Origin of the sequence: Rhodococcus sp. DMU1, from assembly GCF_012272955.1 — a bacterium.
GTDB classification, from domain to species: domain Bacteria; phylum Actinomycetota; class Actinomycetes; order Mycobacteriales; family Mycobacteriaceae; genus Rhodococcus; species Rhodococcus aetherivorans.
The window spans coordinates 596,356-617,561 of the sequence record NZ_CP050952.1 but is presented as its reverse complement, the minus strand read 5'-3'; the positions used below and the strand labels follow the sequence as shown (position 1 = coordinate 617,561).

At 68.6% G+C, this 21,206-nt stretch carries 17 protein-coding genes and 2 pseudogenes; 14 read left to right on the top strand and 5 right to left on the bottom strand.

Going from position 1 to position 21,206, the window contains the following annotated elements; genetic code table 11:
* The first annotated feature begins 122 nt into the window (after positions 1–122).
* The 5 genes from HFP48_RS02795 to HFP48_RS02775 all read left to right on the top strand — a co-directional run bounded on the left by HFP48_RS02795 (position 123) and on the right by HFP48_RS02775 (position 6,126).
* Positions 123–695, top strand: a complete 573-nt coding sequence (locus HFP48_RS02795; protein WP_029547159.1) for a VOC family protein — start codon at positions 123–125, stop codon at positions 693–695.
* A 55-nt stretch (positions 696–750) separates the two neighbouring features.
* Positions 751–1,641, top strand: coding sequence for a fumarylacetoacetate hydrolase family protein (locus tag HFP48_RS02790; protein WP_168578987.1), 891 nt, complete (start codon positions 751–753; stop codon positions 1,639–1,641).
* Positions 1,634–3,400: an FAD-dependent monooxygenase gene (locus HFP48_RS02785; RefSeq protein WP_168578986.1), complete on the top strand. Its 1,767-nt coding sequence runs from the start codon at positions 1,634–1,636 to the stop codon at positions 3,398–3,400. The genes HFP48_RS02790 and HFP48_RS02785 overlap by 8 nt, the downstream gene beginning before the upstream one ends.
* A 102-nt stretch (positions 3,401–3,502) precedes the next feature.
* On the top strand, positions 3,503–5,491 hold the full coding sequence (locus tag HFP48_RS02780) for an acetoacetate--CoA ligase (protein WP_168578985.1): 1,989 nt from the start codon (positions 3,503–3,505) through the stop codon (positions 5,489–5,491).
* Between the two features lie 8 nt (positions 5,492–5,499).
* The gene (locus HFP48_RS02775; protein ID WP_168578984.1) at positions 5,500–6,126 is read left to right on the top strand and encodes a malonic semialdehyde reductase; all 627 of its coding nucleotides are present in this window, start codon (positions 5,500–5,502) and stop codon (positions 6,124–6,126) included.
* 11 nt (positions 6,127–6,137) lie between these two features.
* Here HFP48_RS02775 and HFP48_RS02770 read toward each other — a convergent pair whose 3' ends face one another.
* Complete coding sequence (locus HFP48_RS02770) at positions 6,138–6,614, bottom strand: Lrp/AsnC family transcriptional regulator (protein ID WP_006932622.1); 477 nt, start codon at positions 6,612–6,614, stop codon at positions 6,138–6,140.
* Between the two features lie 265 nt (positions 6,615–6,879).
* Between HFP48_RS02770 and HFP48_RS02765 the strand changes: the two genes are divergently transcribed.
* The 3 genes and pseudogenes from HFP48_RS02765 to HFP48_RS02755 form a co-directional block, all read left to right on the top strand.
* Entirely contained in the window at positions 6,880–9,231 is a 2,352-nt protein-coding gene (locus tag HFP48_RS02765) for a transketolase C-terminal domain-containing protein (RefSeq protein WP_168578983.1), read from the top strand.
* Between the two features lie 42 nt (positions 9,232–9,273).
* On the top strand, positions 9,274–10,428 hold the full coding sequence (locus tag HFP48_RS02760) for a 2-oxo acid dehydrogenase subunit E2 (protein ID WP_168578982.1): 1,155 nt from the start codon (positions 9,274–9,276) through the stop codon (positions 10,426–10,428).
* A 237-nt stretch (positions 10,429–10,665) separates the two neighbouring features.
* A pseudogene (locus tag HFP48_RS02755) lies at positions 10,666–12,037 on the top strand (thiamine pyrophosphate-dependent enzyme); the annotation flags it as partial.
* Between the two features lie 124 nt (positions 12,038–12,161).
* Here HFP48_RS02755 and HFP48_RS02750 read toward each other — a convergent pair.
* Positions 12,162–13,193: an aspartate-semialdehyde dehydrogenase gene (locus tag HFP48_RS02750; protein ID WP_072634118.1), complete on the bottom strand. Its 1,032-nt coding sequence runs from the start codon at positions 13,191–13,193 to the stop codon at positions 12,162–12,164.
* A gap of 5 nt (positions 13,194–13,198) precedes the next feature.
* Entirely contained in the window at positions 13,199–14,464 is a 1,266-nt protein-coding gene (locus tag HFP48_RS02745; protein WP_006932606.1) for an aspartate kinase, read from the bottom strand.
* A gap of 175 nt (positions 14,465–14,639) precedes the next feature.
* Here HFP48_RS02745 and HFP48_RS02740 point away from each other — a divergent pair, with 175 nt between their 5' ends.
* Positions 14,640–15,842, top strand: a complete 1,203-nt coding sequence (locus tag HFP48_RS02740; protein ID WP_072634195.1) for a low temperature requirement protein A — start codon at positions 14,640–14,642, stop codon at positions 15,840–15,842.
* A 15-nt stretch (positions 15,843–15,857) separates the two neighbouring features.
* On the opposite strand, the gene HFP48_RS32040 is transcribed toward HFP48_RS02740, so the two are convergent.
* Together HFP48_RS32040 and HFP48_RS02735 are read right to left on the bottom strand one after the other, a co-directional pair.
* Positions 15,858–16,151 (bottom strand): DUF4185 domain-containing protein, encoded by a 294-nt coding sequence (locus HFP48_RS32040; protein WP_282597472.1) that lies wholly within the window; start codon positions 16,149–16,151, stop codon positions 15,858–15,860.
* Positions 16,054–17,076, bottom strand: a pseudogene (locus HFP48_RS02735) (DUF4185 domain-containing protein); the annotation flags it as partial. The gene HFP48_RS32040 and the pseudogene HFP48_RS02735, both read right to left, overlap by 98 nt.
* 355 nt (positions 17,077–17,431) lie before the next feature.
* Here HFP48_RS02735 and leuA point away from each other — a divergent pair.
* The 5 genes from leuA (at position 17,432) to HFP48_RS02710 (ending at position 21,174) form a co-directional block, all read left to right on the top strand.
* Positions 17,432–19,240: a 2-isopropylmalate synthase gene (gene leuA, locus HFP48_RS02730; RefSeq protein WP_050034480.1), complete on the top strand. Its 1,809-nt coding sequence runs from the start codon at positions 17,432–17,434 to the stop codon at positions 19,238–19,240.
* A 155-nt stretch (positions 19,241–19,395) separates the two neighbouring features.
* On the top strand, positions 19,396–19,770 hold the full coding sequence (locus tag HFP48_RS02725; protein ID WP_006932600.1) for an SHOCT domain-containing protein: 375 nt from the start codon (positions 19,396–19,398) through the stop codon (positions 19,768–19,770).
* Between the two features lie 25 nt (positions 19,771–19,795).
* Positions 19,796–20,578 (top strand): crotonase/enoyl-CoA hydratase family protein, encoded by a 783-nt coding sequence (locus HFP48_RS02720; RefSeq protein ID WP_006932599.1) that lies wholly within the window; start codon positions 19,796–19,798, stop codon positions 20,576–20,578.
* Between the two features lie 51 nt (positions 20,579–20,629).
* Positions 20,630–20,827 carry a hypothetical protein gene (locus tag HFP48_RS02715; protein WP_029547151.1) on the top strand — a complete coding sequence of 66 codons (198 nt, stop codon included), beginning with the start codon at positions 20,630–20,632 and terminating at the stop codon, positions 20,825–20,827.
* A 56-nt stretch (positions 20,828–20,883) separates the two neighbouring features.
* The gene (locus HFP48_RS02710) at positions 20,884–21,174 is read left to right on the top strand and encodes a hypothetical protein (protein ID WP_029547150.1); all 291 of its coding nucleotides are present in this window, start codon (positions 20,884–20,886) and stop codon (positions 21,172–21,174) included.
* Positions 21,175–21,206: the final 32 nt, after the last annotated feature.

The following is a 21,206-nucleotide window of genomic DNA, read 5'->3' as shown; positions in this document are numbered from 1 at the left end:
TCCACAGACAGCAGCGTTCCCGTCCTGAGCACGCTGTTGCCCGAGCGGCCCACGTGGAGGTCCGCCCGGATTCGCGCGAGGTCTCGCACCGACGACCACGTTCAGCTCCGAAGGAGACACCGATGACCTCCACCCCCAAGTTCGCTCACGTTGTGCTGCAGACCAGTCGTTTCGACGAGATGCGGGACTGGTACTGCACCGTCCTCGACGCTCACGTGGTCTACGAGGGCCACGGCCTGTGCTTCATCACCTTCGACGAGGAGCATCACCGGGTTGCTCTGCTCGGCGCCCCCGTCGAGCTGGCGCCGCGCAACCCCGGAGCCGCCGGCATGCACCACACCGCCTACACCTTCGACACCCTGCAGGATCTGCTCGACCGGTACGACAGGCTCAAGGACAAGGGCATCGAACCGAAGGTGCCGATCCAGCACGGGGTGACCACGTCGCTGTACTACCAGGACCCGGACGGGAACTTCGTCGAACTGCAGATCGACAACTTCGCCACCCCGGAGGAGGCGACCGAGTACATGCACGGGCCGGAATACGGCAACAACCCCGTCGGTGTGTCGTTCGTCCCCGAGTTGATGCGCGAGGCGCTCGCGATGGGCACCCCGGTCTCGGAGATCACCACCCATGCCTGGGCTCTCGAGACCAGCCCCCATCTGCCCGATCCGATGGTCGCGCTCACCAGCTGACCCGACGGCCTCTACCGATACCGACACTCGATCGTCTCTCGAAGGACTCGTTCTCATGCGTGTGGCAAATCAATCCGGCCGGCTCATCCTCGTCGCGGACGGACGCGGCGTCGACGTCGAAACCGTCAGCGCCGGGCGCTTCCCTGCGGATCCCCAGCAGATTTTCGAGCGCTGGGACGAGTTCGTCTCGTGGGCCCGGACAGTGGACTTCTCCAATGCTGCTTCGGTGATCGAATCGGAGCTGCACGCTCCGGTTCCCCGGCCGGGCCAGATCTTCGCCGTCGGCGTGAACTACGCCGATCACGTCGAAGAATCCGGTCTCGAATTGTCCGATGCGCCCTTCGTGTTCACGAAGTTCCCCGCCGCGATTGCCGGACCGTACGACACCATCGAACACCCCGGCGGCTCGGTGGACTTCGAGGTCGAACTCGTCGCGGTCATCGGCAAACACGCCCGCCACGTCCCCGTCTCGCAAGGCTGGGACCACGTCGCCGGCCTCACCCTCGGTCAGGACCTCTCCGAACGCGAGCTGCAGCTGTCCGGACCACCGCCGCAGCAGTTCGCCCTCGGCAAGTCCTTCACCGGCTTCGCGCCGATCGGACCCGTGCTGGTCACCCCCGACGAGTTCGCCGATCGTGACGACGTCGAGGTGAGCACTGTGCTCTCGGGTGAACTCATGCAGAAATCCCGCACCCGGCATCTGATCTTCCCGATCCCCGTCCTGGTGTCCTACCTGTCGTCGATCGTGCCGCTGCGTCCCGGCGATCTGATCTTCACCGGCACCCCCGCGGGCATCGGCTTCACCCGCGAGCCCAAACGCCTCATCGGCACCGACGACGAACTCGTGAGCCGGGCCGAGGGCATCGGCGAGATGCGCCACCGCTTCGTCGCCACCGGCCGCCCCCACCCCCTCACCACCGTTTCCAGGAGCACGCACCATGTCTGACATCACCGTTCCCGTACTCGTCGTCGGCGGCGGCGGCTGCGGCCTGACCACCTCGATCCTGCTCTCCGAGCACGGCATCGACCACCATCTCGTCGAGCGGCACACCGGCACCTCGCCGCTGCCGAAGGCCCACTACCTCAACCAGCGCACCATGGAGGTGCTCCGGCAGTACGGTGTCGCGGACTCGATCTACGAGGTCGGCACGCCGCCGAAGAACATGGGCAAGACCCGCTGGGTGACCTCCCTGGGCGGCGACGGCGAACTCGACGGCCGCACCCTGTTCACCCTCGACTCGTTCGGAGGCGGCGGCCTCGAGAACAAGTACGCCGACGACAGCCCGTGCCTGTCGAGCAACTACCCGCAGGTGCGGCTCGAGCCGCTGCTGCGCGCGCACGCCGAGCAGCGCGCACCGGGCTCGATCCACTTCCACCGGGAACTGGTCTCGTTCACCCAGGACGACGACGGCGTCGATGCGGTCATCCTCGACCGGGACACGCAGCAGACCTACACCGTCCACGCCCAGTACCTGGTCGCCGCGGACGGCGGCAAGACCGTGGGCCCCGAACTGGGGGTGACGCTGGAAGGCCCGACCGGGATCCTGGACATGGTCAGCACCCATTTCACCGCGGATCTGTCGCAGTACTGGGAAGACGACGTGCTGATCACCTGGCTGGTCAACCCGGAAGGGGCGGGATCGTGGCACAGCGGCGCCATGGCCGCGATGGGACCGACCTGGGGCAAGCATTCGGAAGAGTTCGTCATCCACTTCACCTTCCGCCCGGACGACCCCAACCGATTCGACGAAGAGGCGATCGTTCCCCGGCTGCGGGAACTGCTCAAGCTGCCCGACCTCGAACCGAAGGTGCACAAGGTCAGCCACTGGATCCTCGAAGGGGTGCTCGCCGACAAGTACCAGGTCGGGCGGATCTTCCTCGCCGGGGACGCCGCCCACCGGCACCCCCCGACCACCGGTCTCGGGCTCAACACCGCGATCCAGGACGCCCACAACCTGGTGTGGAAACTCGCCGCCGTCCTGCGGGGGGACGCCTCGCCCGCACTGCTCGACACCTACGAGCCGGAACGGCGCCTGGTGGGCATGCGCAACGTCGACTGGGCCATGTTCACCTTCCTCAACCACATGGTCATCGACGCCGGCCTCGGCCTGAGCCCCGATCAGCCCCTCGAGCTTCGCACCCAGGTGTTCCGCGACTTCTTCTCCGACACCCCCATGGGCGAAACCCGCCGGTCGCGGGCGTTCGAGGTCGCCAACACCCAGCGCACCGAGTTCCAGGCGCACGACCTCGAGATCGGCTTCGCCTACCAGGACGGCGCCCTGGTGCCCGACGGCAGCGACGCTCCGCCGCGGGACCCGATGGGCAGCGTGTACTTCCCCACCACCCGTCCCGGACACCGCCTTCCCCACGCCTGGATCGAACACCACGGCCGGCGGATCTCCACCCACGATCTCACCGGAACCGATACCGCCTTCGTGCTCATCACCGGTGCCCAGGGCGATGCATGGGTGACCGCCGCCGACACGGTCGAAGAGAAGTTCGGGATCCGCATCAAGGTCGTCACGATCGCCGACGGCGCCGACTACACCGATCCCACCGGCCGCTGGAACGAACTGCGCGAGATCGCAGAAGACGGGGCGATCCTGGTCCGCCCCGACAACCACGTCGCCTGGCGCAGCGCCGGGCGCGCCGCCGATCCTGCCGACGAGCTCGCCCGCACCGTCGGCACCCTCCTGTCCCGCTGAGCCGACGCCGCACACGCCGCCCCGACGACCGACACCTGTGCGCTTACCAGCGCATACCTCGGTCGCCGGGGTGGCATACCAGCCGAAAGGAAACACCCACCGATGTCCGGTCCCGAGCCCGAACTGTTGTGGTCTCCCGCTGCCGAGCGGGTCGCCTCCTGCCGGATGTCGCAGTACCAGCGCTGGCTCGCCACCGAAAAGAACGTGAGCACCACCGATTACCGGTCGCTGTGGCAATGGTCGGTGACCGATCCGGAGGGATTCTGGTCCTCGATCTGGGAGTACTTCGACGTCCTCGCCTCGGTTCCCGCTTCCACCGCGCTGGCCGCAGACAAGATGCCCGGGGCGCAGTGGTTCCCCGGGGCGCGGCTGAACTGGGCGGAGAACCTGCTACGGCACATCGACGCCGACGGCCCGGCAATCATTTCGCTCGACGAGGACGGCCACCGATCCGAGATCGGGCGGGCGCAGCTGGTGTCCCAGGTCGCCAGTCTCGCCGCACAGTTCCGCGCCATGGGGGTGCGCCCCGGCGACCGGATCGCGGCGGTGCTGCCGAACATCGCGCCGACCGTGGTCGCGGTGCTTGCCGCGGCCAGCGTCGGCGCGGTGTGGTCCTGCTGCGCACCGGACTTCGGTCTCAAGGGACTGCTGGACCGGTTCACCCAGATCGAACCGACCGTGCTCATCGGCGTCGACGGCTACCGGTTCAACCACAAGACTGTCGACCGCCGCGCCCTGCTCGCCGAGCTGCAGGCCCACCTGCCCACCGTCGAAAACACCATCATGGTCCGCCACCTCGACAGCACGGCACCGCTTCCCGTCGGTGTCCTCGATTTCGCCGAGCTGATCACCGGTGACGCCGAACCTCGGTACGAGCAGGTGCCGTTCGACCATCCCCTGTGGATCCTCTACAGCTCCGGCACCACCGGGCTGCCCAAGGGCATCGTGCACTCCCACGGCGGCATCCTGCTCGAATCCCTCAAGGCCAACGCCCTGCACTACGACCTCGGCCCCACCGATCGGGTGTTCATCGCCGCCAGCACCGCATGGGTGGTGTGGAACATGCTCGTCGACGCCATGGTCACCGGCGCGACCATCGTCACCTACGACGGCAGCCCCACCGCCGACGGCCCCGACACCCTGTTCCGTATCTGCGGTAAGGAACGCGTCACCCGTTTCGGCACCGGAGCCGCCTACCTGACCCTGTGCGAAAAGGCCGGCGCCACACCGGGTGAGGACTTCGACCTCGGCTCCCTGCGGTCGATCATGAGCACCGGCTCCCCGCTGCCCGACTCCACCTGGGCCTGGGTCTACCGAGAGATCGCACCGGATGTGCATCTCGGATCCGACAGCGGCGGCACCGATGTGGCCACCGCATTCGTCGGCGCCAATCCCCTCCAGCCGGTGTACACGGGCGAGCTGCAGGGACCGTGCCTCGGCGTCGCCGTCGAGGCCTGGGATGCCGAGGGACACCCGCTGATCGACGAGGTCGGGGAGATGGTGATCACCGCGCCGATGCCGTCGATGCCGATCTACTTCTGGAACGACCCCGACGGTCACCGCTACCACGACGCGTACTTCGACACCTTTCCCGGAGTGTGGCGGCACGGCGACTGGATCACCGTCACCGGCCGCGGCAGCTGCCTGATCCACGGCCGCTCCGATTCGACCATCAACCGCGGCGGTGTGCGGATGGGCTCGGCCGACATCTACCAGGCCGTCGAAGCCCTCCCCGAGATCGCCGACGCCCTGGTCATCGGCGCCGAACTCCCCGACGGCGGCTACCACATGCCCCTGTTCGTGGTACTCCACCCCGGATACGACCTCGACGACGCTCTCGTCGACAAGATCCGCACCACCATCCGCACCGAGGTCTCCCCCCGCCACGTGCCCGACGAGATCGTCGACGTCCCGGCCGTACCCACCACCCGCACCGGCAAGCGCCTCGAGGTGCCGATCAAGAAGCTCATCCAAGGGGCCCCGCCGGAGACTGCACTGAACCGGTCCACCGTCGCCGATACCGACGCTCTGGACTGGTACATCGACTATGCCAACGCCTTTCACCGCTCTCGCCAGACACAGGATCAGTGAGGACTGCCGTGACCGACACCGTCGAGAACCCTGCACCCCACCGGCTCGAGCCTGTCGAAGACCGGGCGCTCGAGGCGTTGTTCACCGCGGCGCGGACCGCGAACACCTTCGCACCCATCCCGGTGTCCGACGAACACCTCACCGAGATCTGGGAGCTGGCACGCTGGGCACCGACCGGGGCCAATACTCAGCCGCTGCGAGTGGTGTTCGTACGCACCGAGTCCGGGCGTCATCGTCTGGTCGCCCACATGAACGACGGCAACAAGGCCAAGACCGCTTCGGCTCCGGCCGCGGCGATCCTGGCCGTCGACACCCGGTTCCACGACCATATGGGCACGCTGCTGCCGTTCAAGCCCGAACTCGGGCCGCTCTACGAATCGAACGAGGCAGTCCGGTCGGCCACCGCCCAGCTGAACGCGGCGCTGCAGGCCGGCTACTTCATCCTCGCCGTCCGGGCCCGCGGTCTGGCGGCCGGGCCGATGAGCGGCTTCGACGCCGCCGCACTCGATGCCGACTTCTTCCCCGACGGGCAGTGGCGGTCGCTGCTGGTCGTCAACATCGGCTACCCGGGGCAGAATCCGTGGTTCGAGCGGCTTCCGCGCCTCGAGGACACCGAGTGCCTCCGCTGGGAGTGATCGTGGGTTACTTACTCCGCGAGCGTGTCGAGCAGTGGTCGGACCCGGTAGTCCACCATTTCGCGCATCACCAAGGCCGTCGTGGTGCGTTTGACGCCCTTGATGTTCAGGATGTCCCCGGCGACGCGATACAGATCGTCCGCGTCCCGGGCTGCGACGTGGACGAGCAGATCGGCGACGCCGCTGAGGCCGTGCACTTCCAGAACTTCGGGTATCGCGTCGAGTGCGGCCCCGACCCGGTCGAGTTTGCGCTGGGTGACGTTGGTGAGCACATACGCCTGCAGCGGATACCCGAGGATTGCCGGGTCGATGCGGCGTTCGAACGAGCGCAGCGCCCCCGCCTCGTCGAGCTTGCTCAAACGTGCTTGAACAGTGTTGCGGGACAGACCTGTTCGCTCGGCCACCGCCAGGACGGTGGCGCGGGGGTCGTCGGACAGGGCGGTCAGGATTCGCGCGTCGATCCGGTCGGCTCGGTGTGTGCTTGGCACAGTGCCCACCTCCCTTTCGTCCACACCCGCCAGCGGGGTGCATAATGCTCAATTTTCGGTTCCAGTATTGCGCAAACAGACACCCGCTGGTGGACTGTTGTAACACCCCGCAGGTCGGGCAGCCTCCCAGACACAATCCGGTGGGCATCCCCATTCCTTCGCCGCTCGGCCGCGTCTCATCCGTCGCCGGCCGAGCCGGCTCCCCTCGGCACCTGATGCAGTAGTCCTGCCCGGTTCCGCGTTGTTGTCTTCAAGGAGAATTCCGATGTCCCTGCCCGTGTCCCTCGACTCCGTGACCCCGCACCCCACCGACCACACCGGTGCGTCCGAGGACCTTGCCGCCCTCGAGGCGATCCGGCAGCGGGTGTTGTGGCTGTCGACCTCGATGATCCACCACGCGAACCGGGTCCGCCCCAACCCCACCGGCCTGAAAGTCGGTGGCCATCAAGCGTCCTGCGCGTCGATGGTCTCGATCATGACCACCCTGTGGTTCGAGCACCTGCAGCCCGGGGACCGGGTCTCGGTCAAACCCCACGCCTCCCCGGTGCTGCACAGCATCAACTATCTGCTCGGCGAACTGGACGAGAAGTACCTGACCACCCTGCGCGAGTTCGGGGGCCTGCAGTCGTATCCGAGCCGGTCGAAGGACCCGGACACGGTCGACTACTCCACCGGGTCGGTCGGGATCGGCGCCACCGCCCCGATCTGGGGTGCGATGGCCCGCCGCTACGTCGACACCCACCTCGGCGACACCGGCCGGGGCCGGCAGTACTCACTGGTCGGCGACGCCGAACTCGACGAGGGCGCGGTCTGGGAGGCCATCCTCGATCCCGGTATCACCGACCTCGGTGAGGTGGTGTGGATCGTCGATCTGAACCGCCAGTCCCTGGACCGGGTGGTGCCCCACATCGCCGCCCGCCGCCTGGAGAAGATGTTCGACGCCGCCGGCTGGCAGGTCGTCACCGTCAAATTCGGCACGCTGCTCGAAGAACTGTTCGCCCGACCCGGCGGGGATGCGCTGCGCACCCGCATCCTGGACATGCCGAATCCGGAATACCAGCGGCTGCTGCGCTGCACCCCGGCCGAGGTCCGCGACCGGCTGCCCGGCGACGGCCCCGGCAGCACGCAGATCGCCGAGCTGATCGCCACCCTCGACGATGCGACACTCACCGCCGCGGTCCGCAACCTCGGCGGACACGACCTTCGAGCCCTCTCGGAGGCGTACCGGCAGATCGACGACACCCGCCCCACGGTGATCATCGCCTACACCATCAAGGGCTACGGCCTGCCCACCGAAGGCCACCCGCAGAACCACTCCGCGCTGCTGACCGTCGACGAATACACGCAACTGGCCTCGGCCTTGGGAATGGACCCGCAGCACCCGTGGGGCCGGTTCGCGGCCGACACCTCAGCGGGACAGCTGTGCCAGAGCACCGCCGATCGGCTGCGGCGCGACGCGACCCCGGCGCTGCCCAACCTGACGATTCCCACCGACATCGGCCGCACCCCCAAGGGCACCGCCACCACCCAAGCCGCCCTCGGCCGGGTACTGCTGGACCTGACCCGCGAAGCCCCCGAGGCCGCCGGGCGGGTGGTCACCGTCAGCCCCGACGTCAGCTCCACCACCAACCTCGGCGGCTGGGTGAACAAGGTCGGCGTGTGGTCGGCGGCCGAGCGGCACAACTGGTTCGCCGACGACGCCGAAACGATCATGCACTGGAACGAACGCCCCACCGGCCAGCACATGGAACTCGGTATCGCCGAAACCAACCTGGTCGGACTGATCGGCGAACTCGGCGCCACCTGGAGCCGCTGGGGCCAGCCGCTGCTGCCCATCGGGGTGCTCTACGACCCGTTCGTCGAACGCGCCCTCGAGCCCTGGTCGTACGGCATCTACGCCGGCGGACAGTCCATCCTCGTCGGCACCCCCTCCGGGGTCACCCTCGCCGCCGAAGGCGGTGCGCACCAGTCGATCAAGACCCCCTCGATCGGCCTCGAACAACCCGGCTGCATCAGCTACGAACCTGCCTTCGCGATCGACGTCGAATGGACCCTGCTCGCCTCCCTCGCCCGGCTCGGCCGCCCCGACGGCACCTCCGCGTACCTGCGGCTGTCCACCCGCCCGGTCGATCAGACCCTTGCCGCCGTGCCCACCGACCCGGCCGCGCGCGAACGCCGCCGCCGCCAGGTCGTCGCCGGTGGCTACCCGATCCGGCGCCGCGAGGGCGCGCAGGTCACGATCGTGGCGATGGGCGCGATGATCACCGAGGCGCTCGCCGCCGCCGACCGGCTCGAGGCCTCCGGTGCGCCGGCCGACGTGCTGTGCATCACCAGCCCCGGACTGCTGTTCGAGGCCTGGCAGGCCCGCCAGGGCCGAGCCTCGGGTCAGAGCTGGATCCTCGATCAGCTCTTCCCCGCCGACCGCGCCACCCCGATGGTCACCGTCCTCGACGGCCACCCCCACACCCTCGCCTTCCTCGCCGGCATCAACCGGGTGCGCAGCACCTGCCTCGGCGTCAGCAAGTTCGGGCAGGTCGGCGGGCTCGACGACGTCTACCGCTACCACGGCATCGACACCGACAGCATCGTCGCCGCCGCCCTCGACCTCCTCCCCTGACCTGGCACCGTTCACGCATCACCGGAAACAGAAGAGACCCCCATGACCACCGGACAACTCACCGGCACCACCGTGCGCATGCCGGCCCTCGGCGAGAGCGTCGACGAGGGCACCGTCACCCGCTGGCTCAAACGACCCGGCGACCACGTCACCGCCGAAGAACCGTTGCTCGAGGTCGCCACCGACAAGGTCGACACCGAGATCCCCTCCCCCGTCACCGGTGTCCTGCAACGCATCCTCGCCGAGGAGAACGACGTCGTCGCCGTCGGCGCCGACCTGGCCGTCATCGCCGAACCGGACACCGGATCGGTGGATACACCCTCTGAGCCACCCATCCCGGCGCCTGCTGCGAATCCGGCACCCCCGGCCGCGGCGGCGCCGGTGGCGCCGGTGGCTGCGGCTCCTCCCCTGCGGCCGTCGCCCCCGGCACCGCCCCCCACACCGAAAGACGCTGCCCCACAACCGAAGGACCCCGGGACCGGCGACACCACAGTGGAAAAGCTGCCCCGCATCCGCCGCACCATCGCCCGGCGAATGGTCGAGTCGCTACAAACCGCCGCCCAGCTGACTACGGTGTTCGAGGTGGACGTCACCGCCATCGCCCGGTTGCGCACCACCCACAAGGACGAGTTCTACGACCGCACCGGCATCAAGCTCTCGTTCCTGCCGTTCTTCGCCAAGGCCGCCGTCGACGCGCTCGCGCAGCACCGGATTCTGAACGCTTCGCTGAACAGCGAGGTCACCGAGGTGACCTATTTCGACCATTGCCACCTGGGCATCGCCGTCGACAGCGACAAAGGGCTGATGGTGCCGGTCATCCGCGATGCCCAGAATCTCGGGATCGAAGGGCTCGCCCGGGCCATCGCCGGCAAGGCCGAACGCGTCCGCACCGGCACCATCTCCCCGGACGAACTGACCGGCGGCACCTTCACCCTCACCAACACAGGAAGCCGCGGCGCCCTGTTCGACACCCCGATCCTCAACCAGCCCCAGACCGGCATCCTCGGCGTCGGTGCCGTGGTCGAACGACTGATCCCCATCCGAGCCGACGGTGAACTCCGCATCGACGTGCGCTCGATGGCCTACCTGTCGATCACCTACGACCACCGCATCGTCGACGGCGCCGACGCCGCCCGCTTCCTCACCACAGTCAAGAACACCCTCGAATGCGGCTTCACCACAACCGACCTGACCTGACCGCCCACCACACCCGGAAGGAGCAAGCGTGAGCCCGGACGATCGCACCCTGCTGGCATTGGCCGTCAAATGGTCCCCCTTCGGCGGAGGAGACGAGTACATCCTTCCCGAATTCGGCCTCACCCCCGCGGTGTTCTACCAACGCCTTCTGGCGATGGTGACCACCACTCCGATCGATGAAGTGGATTTCGCGACCCGTACGTTCCTACGACAGTTCTGCGTCTCGAAGCTGTCCCGAACGTCCTGCTCACCGACCCGGCCGAGATCCCCCGAGCCCTCGCCGACGCCTTCCACATCGCCTCCAGCGGCCGACCCGGCGTGGTGCTCGTCGACATTCCCAAGGACGTCCTGCAAGCCCGCACCACCTGCACCTGGCCCCCGGAACGACAGCTACCGGGGTACCACGTCATCACGCAACCCCACGACAAGCACCTCCGGGCCGCAGCCGACCTGATCGCCACAGCGGAACGCCCGGTGCTCTACGTCCGCGGCGGAGTGATCAAAGCCGACGCCTCGAACGAACTGCGTGAACTCGCCGAGCTGACCGGCATCCCCGTCGTGACCACCCACATGGCCCGCGGCGCGATCCCCGACAGTCACCGACTGCACTACGGCATGCCCTGCATGCACGGCACCGTCGCCGCCCTGCAACGCAGGAACCGGCTGATCGCACTCGGCGCACGGTTCGACGACCGGGTCACCGGCGCCCCCGCCTCGTTCGCCCCGCACGCCCGGGTCATCCACGTCGATATCGACCCGGCCGAGATCGGCAAGCACCGCTTCGCCGACGTACCGATCGTCGGCGACTGCAAGACAACGATCAGCTCCCTGATACGCCACATCCGCGCCCGCCCAGCCTGCCCTCCCGCACCCGATCCGACCGGCTGGTACGCCGATCTGGACCGACTACGCGACACCTTCCCCCTCGGCTACACCCGCCCGCCCACCGGCGCTCTGGCGCCCGAACGCGTCATCGATGCGATCGGACGCAGGGCGGGCCCGGACGCGATCTACCTCTCCGGAGTCGGACAGCACCAGATGTGGGCCGCACACTTCATCACCTACGACAAGCCCCGCACCTGGCTCAACTCCGGCGGCCTCGGCACCATGGGCTACGCCGTTCCCGCCGCACTCGGCGCCAGACTCGGCACCCCGGATCGGGAGGTCTGGGCGATCGACGGTGACGGATGTTTCCAGATGACCAACCAGGAACTGGCCACCGCCGCCGTCGAAGGCATCCCCATCAAGGTCGCGATCATCAACAACGGCAACCTCGGCATGGTCCGGCAACTCCAGCAAATCCACTACCAGGGCCGCTATTCGAGCGTCGACCTCGCCACCCATTCGCGGCGCATCCCGGACTTGGCCCTCCTCGCCGAAGCGCTCGGCTGCGTTGCGAACACGAGGCGGATCTCGAGGACACCATCGCGCACGCGCCACCGAAGACCGTCCCGTCGTCGTCGACCTCATCGTCGACGACACCGCCCTGGTCTGGCCGGTGATCGCAGCGGGCGCCAGCAACGACCACCTCATGCTCGCTCAGGGGAACAGGCCGTCGTTCGACGAATCCGATCATCCGGTCTCGTCAGAGGACACACACGCGTCCTGATCGTCTCTGCCGGCGAAATCGGCACGAGGAACGCCGCGCCCATGCGTCGACGCCCCACCGAGAACGACGAGGGGGAGGTTGCCGGCGACGTGTCGCGGCAACCTCCCCCTCGGGGGCGAAGAACCTACACCAGCAGCTCGGCGATCTGAATGGTGTTGAGGGCGGCGCCCTTCCGGAGGTTGTCCCCCGAGACGAACAGCGCGAGACCGCGGCCCTCCGGCACACCCGGATCCTGACGGACCCGGCCCACCAGCGACGGATCCTGGCCCGCGGCCTGCAGCGGCGTCGGAACGTCCACGAGCCGCACGCCGGGGGCGTTCGCGAGCAGTTCCTTCGCGCGCTCCACCGACAGCGGGCGTTCGAACTCGGCGTTGATCGACAGGGAGTGGCCGGTGATCACCGGCACGCGCACGCAGGTACCCGACACCAGCAGGTCCGGCAGTCCGAGGATCTTGCGGGACTCGTTGCGCAGCTTCTGGTCCTCGTCGGTCTCGCCGCTGCCGTCGTCGACGAGGGAGCCGGCCAGCGGCAGCACGTTGAACGCGATGGGCGCGACGTACTTGTCCGGGGCCGGGAAGTCGACGGCGCTGCCGTCGTGCACCAGCTTCTCGGCGTCGCCGATGACGGCGCGCGCCTGGCCGAGCAGTTCGTCGACGCCGGCGATGCCGCTGCCGGAGACGGCCTGGTAGCTCGAGACGATCAGCCGCTGCAGTCCGGCCTCGTCGTGCAGGACCTTGAGCACCGGCATCGCGGCCATGGTGGTGCAGTTCGGGTTGGCGATGATGCCCTTGGGCGGGTTCTTCGCCTCCTGCGGGTTCACCTCGCTCACGACGAGGGGAACCTCGGGATCCTTGCGCCAGGCCGAGGAGTTGTCGACGACGGTCGCGCCGGCGGCGGCGAACCGCGGCGCCTGCGCGCGCGAGAGGGTCGCTCCGGCCGAGAACAGGGCGATGTCGATGCCCTTCAGATCCTCGTCGGAGGTCGCCGCTGCGTCCTCCACGACGATCTCCTCGCCGCGGAACGGCAGCTTCTTGCCGGCCGAGCGGGCCGAGGCGAAGAACCGCACCCGGTCGGCGGGGAAGTTGCGCTCTTCGAGAAGGGTGCGCATGACGATGCCGACCTGTCCGGTGGCACCGACGACAGCGAGAGTGGTCACAGCGATTACCGTCCCGTTCCGGCGTGGACGACGGCTTCTTCCTCGCCGCCGAGTTCGAACGCGGCGTGCAGGGCGCGCACCGCGTCGTCGAGTTCCGTGTCGTCGACGAGGACCGAGATACGGATCTCCGACGTGGAGATGAGGTCGATGTTGATGCCCGCACCCGCGAGGGCCTCGCAGAACTTCGCCGTGACACCCGGGTGGCTCTTCATGCCGGCGCCGACGAGCGAGACCTTGCCGATGTGGTCGTCGAACAGCACCTGGGTGAAGCCGATCTCCTCCTGCTGCTTGCTCAGCAGCTCCACGGCGCGCGGGCCGTCGCCCTTGGGCAGGGTGAAGGTGATGTCGGTCTTGCCCGTCTCCACCTTGGAGATGTTCTGCAACACCATGTCGATGTTGATCTCGGCGTCGGCGACGGCGCGGAACACCTTCGCGGCGTAACCGGGGGTATCGGGCAGGCCGACGACGGTGACCTTGGCCTCGCCGCGATCGTGCGCGACGCCGGTGATCAGAGCCTCTTCCACGGGGATGTCCTCCATCGATCCGGACACGATGGTGCCGGGCTTGGTGGTGTACGACGAACGAACGTGCACGGGCACGTTGTAGCGGCGGGCGTACTCGACGCAGCGCAGCATGAGCACCTTCGCGCCGCACGCCGCGAGCTCGAGCATCTCCTCGAAGGAGACCTTCTCGAGCCGCTGCGCGTCCTTGACGATGCGCGGGTCGGCGGTGAAGACGCCGTCGACGTCGGTGTAGATCTCGCAGACATCGGCGTTCAGCGCCGCGGCCAGGGCGACGGCGGTCGTGTCGGAGCCGCCGCGGCCGAGGGTGGTGATGTCCTTGCTGTCCTGGCTCACGCCCTGGAAGCCGGCGACGAGGACGATGCTGCCCTCGTCCAGCGCGGCCCGGACGCGGCCGGGGGTGACGTCGATGATCTTCGCGTTGCCGTGGCTGCTCGTGGTGATCACGCCGGCCTGCGAGCCGGTGAACGACCGCGCCTCGGCGCCGAGCGAGTGGATCGCCATCGCGACCAGGGCGTTGGAGATCCGCTCACCGGAGGTGAGGAGCATGTCCATCTCCCGCGCCGGCGGCGCCGGGCACACCTGCTGGGCGAGGTCGAGCAGCTCGTCGGTGGTGTCGCCCATCGCCGAGACCACGACGACGACGTCGTTGCCCGCCTTCTTGGTCTCGACGATCCGTTCAGCGACGCGCCGGATCCGCTCGGCCGTCGCGACCGAGGATCCTCCGTACTTCTGGACGACGAGTGCCACGCTGGCGAACCTCCGGGGTCTTGGGTGCAAGTCCAGGGGATCAGCTTACCGATGCGGCCTGGAGGGACGGGGCTCGACCTGCCCCGGCACCCGGCAGCCGTCCACTCCCGGCCTGCGGCGAGGGCCGGAACCGTCGGGCGTGACAGCGGTCTCGGGTGGTGACAGCATCTCCGGCGTGAGCATCGGCAGACGCCTGCAGGTCCGAGCGGTGGACGAACGTTCCTCCGCCTCCCCCATCGAGTTGTTCTTCGATCTCGTGTTCGTCTTCGCCCTGACCCGGGTCACCGACCTCATGGCGGTGGACACCAGCGGCGTCGACGTGCTGCGCGCCGCCCTCGTCATGGCGGTGCTGTGGTGGGTGTGGGTCGGCTACTCGTGGCTGGGCAATCTCGCCCGCGCCGACGAGGGCCTCATGCGAGTGGTGATGTTCGCCGCGATGGGGGCCGTGTTCGTCGTCGCCCTGACGATTCCCGAGGCGTTCGACGACATGCCGGGTGGCCTCGACGGACCGGTGATCTTCGCGGTCGGCTACTTCACCGTGCGCCTGATCCACCTGTCGACGTTCCTCGTCCTGAGCCGGGACGATCCGCAGCTGCGGCGGCAGGTGCTCCGATTCCTTCCGAGCATGCTGGCGGGAACGGCGTTCCTGCTGATCGCCTCGCAGCTGTCCGGACCCGCGCAGACGGTGCTGTGGATCCTCGCCCTGGCGGGCGACTACCTCGGCACCCTGGCCGGGGGCACCGGGTGGCGGCTCCGCTCGGTGAGCCACTTCGCGGAGCGGCACGGACTCATGGTGATCGTCGCCCTCGGTGAGTCGATCGTCTCGATCGGGATCGGCGTCGCGGCGCTGCCGATCTCCTGGGCGATCATCGTCGCGTCACTGCTGGGTCTGTCCGTCTCGGCGCTGCTGTGGTGGGCGTATTTCGACGTCACGTCCCTGGCCGTCGAGAAGGTCTTCGACGCGGCGACCGGGACCCGGCTGATCCGGATCGCCCAGCGTTGCTACAGCTACGCCCACCTGCCGATGGTGATCGGAATCGTCATGCTCTCGCTGGGCCTGAAGAAGATCCTCGCCTACGTCGGGGACGGGAACCATCATCGGCTCACCGATCCCCTCCAGGGCTGGCCGCTGGCCGGCCTGTACGGCGGGGCCGCGCTCTATCTCCTCGCCCTGGTGTTCTTCCGCGCCTACGCGACCGGTCGCGTCGAGGTTCCCCGGGCGACGACGGCGGTCGTCCTGCTCGCACTCCTTCCCGTGGTGGGGCACGTCCCGGCGCTGGCGACCCTCGGCATCCTGGTGGCGGTGCTGCTCGTCCTCATCGGGTACGAGACCGTCCGTTATGCCGAGCCGCGCGAGACGATCCGTCACGGGGGCTGAGACCGGACGGGCGGCTCATCCCGCGACGGTCGTGCGCAGCAGCATGACGTTGTAGTCGCTCCAGCGGGACGCGACGAAATACAGGTCGTTGCCGCTGGACCACGGATGGATGTACGGCGCGTACAGGCCTCCGATCTTGGGCGCCGGTGACGACCGCCCGCGGCGCGCTCCACGGGCCTTCCGGGCGCGCGCTCGTGCGCATCTCGATCTGCCCGCGTTCCTCGTTGCCGTAGAGGAGGACGAAGGTGCTGCCGGTCCAGTGCACCGACATCTCGCCGACCGGGGCGTCGACGACGGGGACCGCCGCATCGATCCCGCCGAGGATCCAGTGGGTGCCGGTCCAGAACTCGTAGGCGGTGAGGTCGCGGATCTGCGCCTCGGGCACGCGCGAGACGTGGGCCGGACCGAAGCGCCCGTTGGGCGTGCCGAAGTCGTAGACGTAGCCGTCGTGCTTCACGTACGCGTGCTGTTGGAAGTTGCTGTTGCCCGTCGCCAGTTGCTGGACGCCGGGGACCTCGACGGGGGTGTTCACCCGCGCGGTGGCCGGGTCGACGGTCCATGTCTCACCGTTGTCGGTCGAGTACGCGACGGCCGAGGCGTTGGTCCACCATTCGCCCGGTTCGCCCCAGGCGCGCACCGACATGAAGTTGATGTACTGCGTGCCGCCGACCGAGATGCCGGCGGTGGGCACGACGGTGGTCTCGACCCCGTCGATGCCGACGCTGCCGAGGACCTCGCGGGCGAAGTTCGGGTCGGAGGAGAGCACCGGCGCCCCGGAGTAGCGATCCCCGGGTCGGGGGTCGGGCACGGCGATGCCGTCCGACAGCTCGGTGTCGCCGCTGCGCATGAGGATGTTGCGGCGCCATTCGTCGCCCTCGACCGAGCAGTCGCCGAAGGTGTCTCCGAAGGCCGCGAGCACCTGCCGGCCGGGGCCGGTCCCGCCGTTGTCCCAGATGATTCCCAGGTCGGTGCCCGAGACGGAGAAGCGGGTGTCGGTCCGGTTCGGGCTGCGCGGTCCCGTGACCCAGGCGACGGTGCGGGTGGGCCCGGAGGTGATCGTCGGCAGCGGTCCCTGCGGCGTCCCGGCACCGGGGTTGCTGCTGCCGAAGCCGCTGCTTCCGGACCCGGAGCCCCCGCACGGTTCCGCTTGAGCGGTGGCGGCAAATGGCACCGCGCAGCCGAGCGCGAGCAGCAGCGCCGAGGAGAACGTCGTCGCCGACCGGACCGCCCTCATGAGCCCTCCTCCCGGCCGGGTGACCGAAACGCGTCTTCCCTGATACTCCTGTGACCAATGGTGTCTGCGTGACAAATGAGGTCAACGTATTGGATCGATGGGGCTCGCGACAGCGCCCTCCGTATCGATCGGGTCACGTTCGCACGGCCTGCTCCGCCCGGCCCCGGCAGCGAAATCCCCGCATCCCGGGTGGGCTCCGGCGGGGGCGAGCGAGTACACTGCCTGGCATGCAGCGCGCGCTTCTCCTCGGCCGCCGCGGCGGGATCTGACCAGACCGGCTTCCCGTCGCGGGGTGTGGTCGCGCCGGTCGTATCCTCATCCGGACTCACCGGTCCCCTTTTTTTGGAGTTACGTCATGTCACCCGCCGACGCATTCACCTCCGGCTCGCGCACTATCACGCCGCCGAGCAAGCCCGCCCCCGCCGATCAGCCGGCGTGGAACACGCAGAAGAACTCCTCGATGCCGACCTACCGGTACCGGCCGTTCGCCGAGGAGGTCGAGCCGGTCACGCTGCCGGACCGCACCTGGCCGGACAAGGTCATCGACCGGGCCCCCGCCTGGTGCGCCGTGGACCTGCGTGACGGCAACCAGGCGCTCATCGACCCCATGAGCCCCGCCCGCAAGCGGCGCATGTTCGACCTGCTGGTACGCATGGGCTACAAGGAGATCGAGGTCGGCTTCCCGTCGGCGAGCCAGACCGATTTCGACTTCGTCCGAGAGATCATCGAGGACAATGCGATTCCCGACGACGTCACCATCCAGGTGCTGACGCAGGCCCGCCCCGAGCTGATCAAGCGCACCTTCGAGGCGTGCGCCGGGGCCCACACGGCCATCGTCCACTTCTACAACTCGACGTCGATCCTGCAGCGCCGCGTGGTGTTCAAGGCGGACAAGGACACGGTCAAGAAGATCGCCACCGACGCGGCCGAACTGGTACTCGAGGAGGCGAAGAACCACCCCGACACGAATTGGCGGTGGGAGTACTCCCCCGAGTCGTACACCGGCACGGAACTGTCGTACGCCAAGGAGGTGTGCGACGCGGTCGTCGACACCCTGGGCGCGACCCCCGAGAACCCCGTGATCATCAACCTGCCGGCGACGGTCGAGATGGCCACGCCGAACGTGTACGCCGACTCGATCGAGTGGATGCACCGCAACCTGGCCAAGCGCGACTCGATCATCCTGTCGCTGCACCCGCACAACGACCGCGGCACCGGCGTCGCGGCGGCCGAACTGGGCTACCAGGCCGGCGCCGACCGCATCGAGGGCTGCCTGTTCGGCAACGGCGAGCGCACCGGCAACGTGTGCCTGGTCACCCTCGGCCTGAACATGTTCAGCCGCGGCGTGGACCCGCAGATCGACTTCTCCAACATCGACGAGATCCGCCGCACCGTCGAGTACTGCAACCAGCTGCCCGTGCCCGAGCGGCACCCCTACGGCGGCGACCTGGTGTACACGGCCTTCTCGGGCAGCCACCAGGACGCCATCAACAAGGGCATGGACATGATGAAGGCCGACGCCGACGCGGCGGGCACCGACGTCGACGACCTGACCTGGGCGGTTCCGTACCTGCCGATCGACCCGAAGGACGTCGGCCGCAGCTACGAGGCCGTGATCCGGGTGAACTCGCAGTCCGGCAAGGGCGGCGTGGCGTACATCATGAAGCACGACCACGGCCTGAACCTGCCGCGGCGGCTGCAGATCGAGTTCTCGCAGGCGGTGCAGCGCGTCACCGACGGTGAGGGCGGCGAGGTCAGCCCCAAGGAGATGTGGGACATCTTCCACGAGGAGTACCTGACCCCGATCACCCCGCTCGAGCGGATCCGGCAGAAGGTCGCCGCGGCCGAGACCGACGACGGCACCGACACCGTCACCGCGGTCGTGAAGTATCACGGCAAGGAACAGGAGATCACCGGGTCCGGCAACGGCCCGCTCGCCGCCTTCGTCGACGCCCTGGAGACCCTGGGCTACCAGGTGGCGGTCCGCGGCTACGCCGAGCACGCCATGTCGGCCGGTGACGACGCCCTCGCGGCCGCGTACGTCGAGGCGGACGTGACCCGGCCCGACGGGGTCTCGGCCCTGGTCTGGGGTGTCGGAATCGCGCCGTCCATCACGACGGCGTCGCTGCGCGCGGTGGTCTCGGCGGTGAACCGGGCCCACTGAGCCCTCCGGTCCCGCGAACACCGCGGCAAACGGCGCGAATTCGGACGAACGCGGCGGTACTCTTTCGCAGGAGTGCCGCCGCGTGTCCGTTTGTCGGCCGGGCGAATCTCGGTTCGGATCCGTCTCCGCACGTGCCCCACGAAAGGGAGCGTCACATGGATTTCTGGGACATCATCTGGTTCATCATCGTCAGCTTCGCGTTCATCGCGTACCTGATGGTGCTCTTCTCCATCATCGGGGACCTGTTCCGCAACCACCAGCAGTCCGGCTGGATCAAGGCGATCTGGATCGTCTTCCTGATCTTCCTGCCGTTCCTGACCGCCCTGATCTATCTGATCGTCAACGGCAAGGGCATGGCCGAGCGCTCCGCGCGGGAGTACGCCCAGGTCAAGCAGGCCCAGGACAGTTACATCCGCGAGGTCGCCGGCAAGTCCCCCGCCGAGCACATCGCCGACGCCAAGGCCCTGCTCGACGCGGGCACCATCACCGAGGCCGAATACCAGGCCCTCAAGGCCAAGGCGCTGGCCTGACGCCGCCCCCGGGGGGATCACGACGATGACGTCCGATCCGGTTCGGGTCCGCCGCGACGGGCCCGTCACCACCATCGGGATCAACCGTCCCGAGGTCCGCAACGCGGTCGACCGGGAGACGGCGCAGGCGCTCGCCGACGCCTTCCGCGCCTTCGACGCCGACGACGAGGCGGCGGTCGCCGTCCTGCACGGCGAGGGAGGCACCTTCTGCTCCGGCGCCGACCTGAAGGCGATCAGTGAGGGACGCGCAAACCGGGTCGCCCCGGACGGTGACGGGCCGATGGGGGTGTCGCGGATGCGGCTGTCCAAGCCCGTCATCGCCGCGATTTCGGGCCACGCCGTCGCGGGCGGGCTCGAGCTGGCGCTGTGGGCCGATCTGCGCGTCGCCGAGGAGGGGGCGGTGCTGGGCGTGTTCTGCCGCCGCTGGGGCGTGCCGCTGATCGACGGCGGCACGGTGCGGTTGCCGCGGCTCATCGGCGAGAGCCGCGCGATGGATCTCGTCCTGACCGGCCGTCCCGTCGAAGCCGACGAGGCGCTGCGCATCGGGCTGGTCAACCGGCTCGTGCCCGCCGGGCAGGCGCTCGCCGCGGCCCGCACGCTCGCCGCCGAGATCGCCGCCTTCCCCCAGACCTGCCTGCGCCGGGATCGTCTCTCCCTGCTCGAACAGCACGGTCTCGACGAGGACCAGGCGTTGCTCAACGAGTTCCGGCACGGCACGGTCTCCCTCGCCCACGACACGCTCGACGGCGCCTCCCGGTTCGCCGCCGGCGCCGGGCGGCACGGCAGCTTCGGCGAATCCGGCAGCTAGCCGGAGCCGTCCCACACCACATGGCCGTCGGCCCGCACAGTAAGGAAACTCGTGACCGCGGCGACGGACACGCGCCGCGGCATCAGCGAACATGTCGGGGTGAACGAAGCATCCGGAGCAGAGAACGAACCGATGCCGTCCGAGGCCAAGGACTTCGGCCCCCTCTTCCATGACACGAAGGCTGACCTGCAGCCGGGGGACTTGCTGAAACCGCCCCTCGCGCACTCCAGGCTGTTCGCAGCCGGTTGACGTTCTGTGTCCCGGTTCCCGGACCGAAAGGACCGTATAGGCAGGGGGAATCGAAGATGTACGTCCTACCGCGAACCCAGCTGGGGAAGCGCGCGTTGTGGCTGCTGCTACCCGTGCTGCTCTACCCCCTGTACTGGTCCGTACTTCGCCTGATCCCCGACTCGTGGCGGGCTCTCAGCATTGCGGCAGGCATCGCCATCATCGGGCTCGCTGGCGTCTCGCTGGTCACGGCAGGCCTGGCCATCTTCCGGAAGGGGGAGCGGTCGATTCTCCTTGTCGTGATCGCCTCCCTCACGCTTCTACTCGTCGTCGCCTTCGCTGTTGGCGAGGCCTTCGGCGGTCGCTGACGTCGGGACGGTGCTCTCCGGCATACCACCGA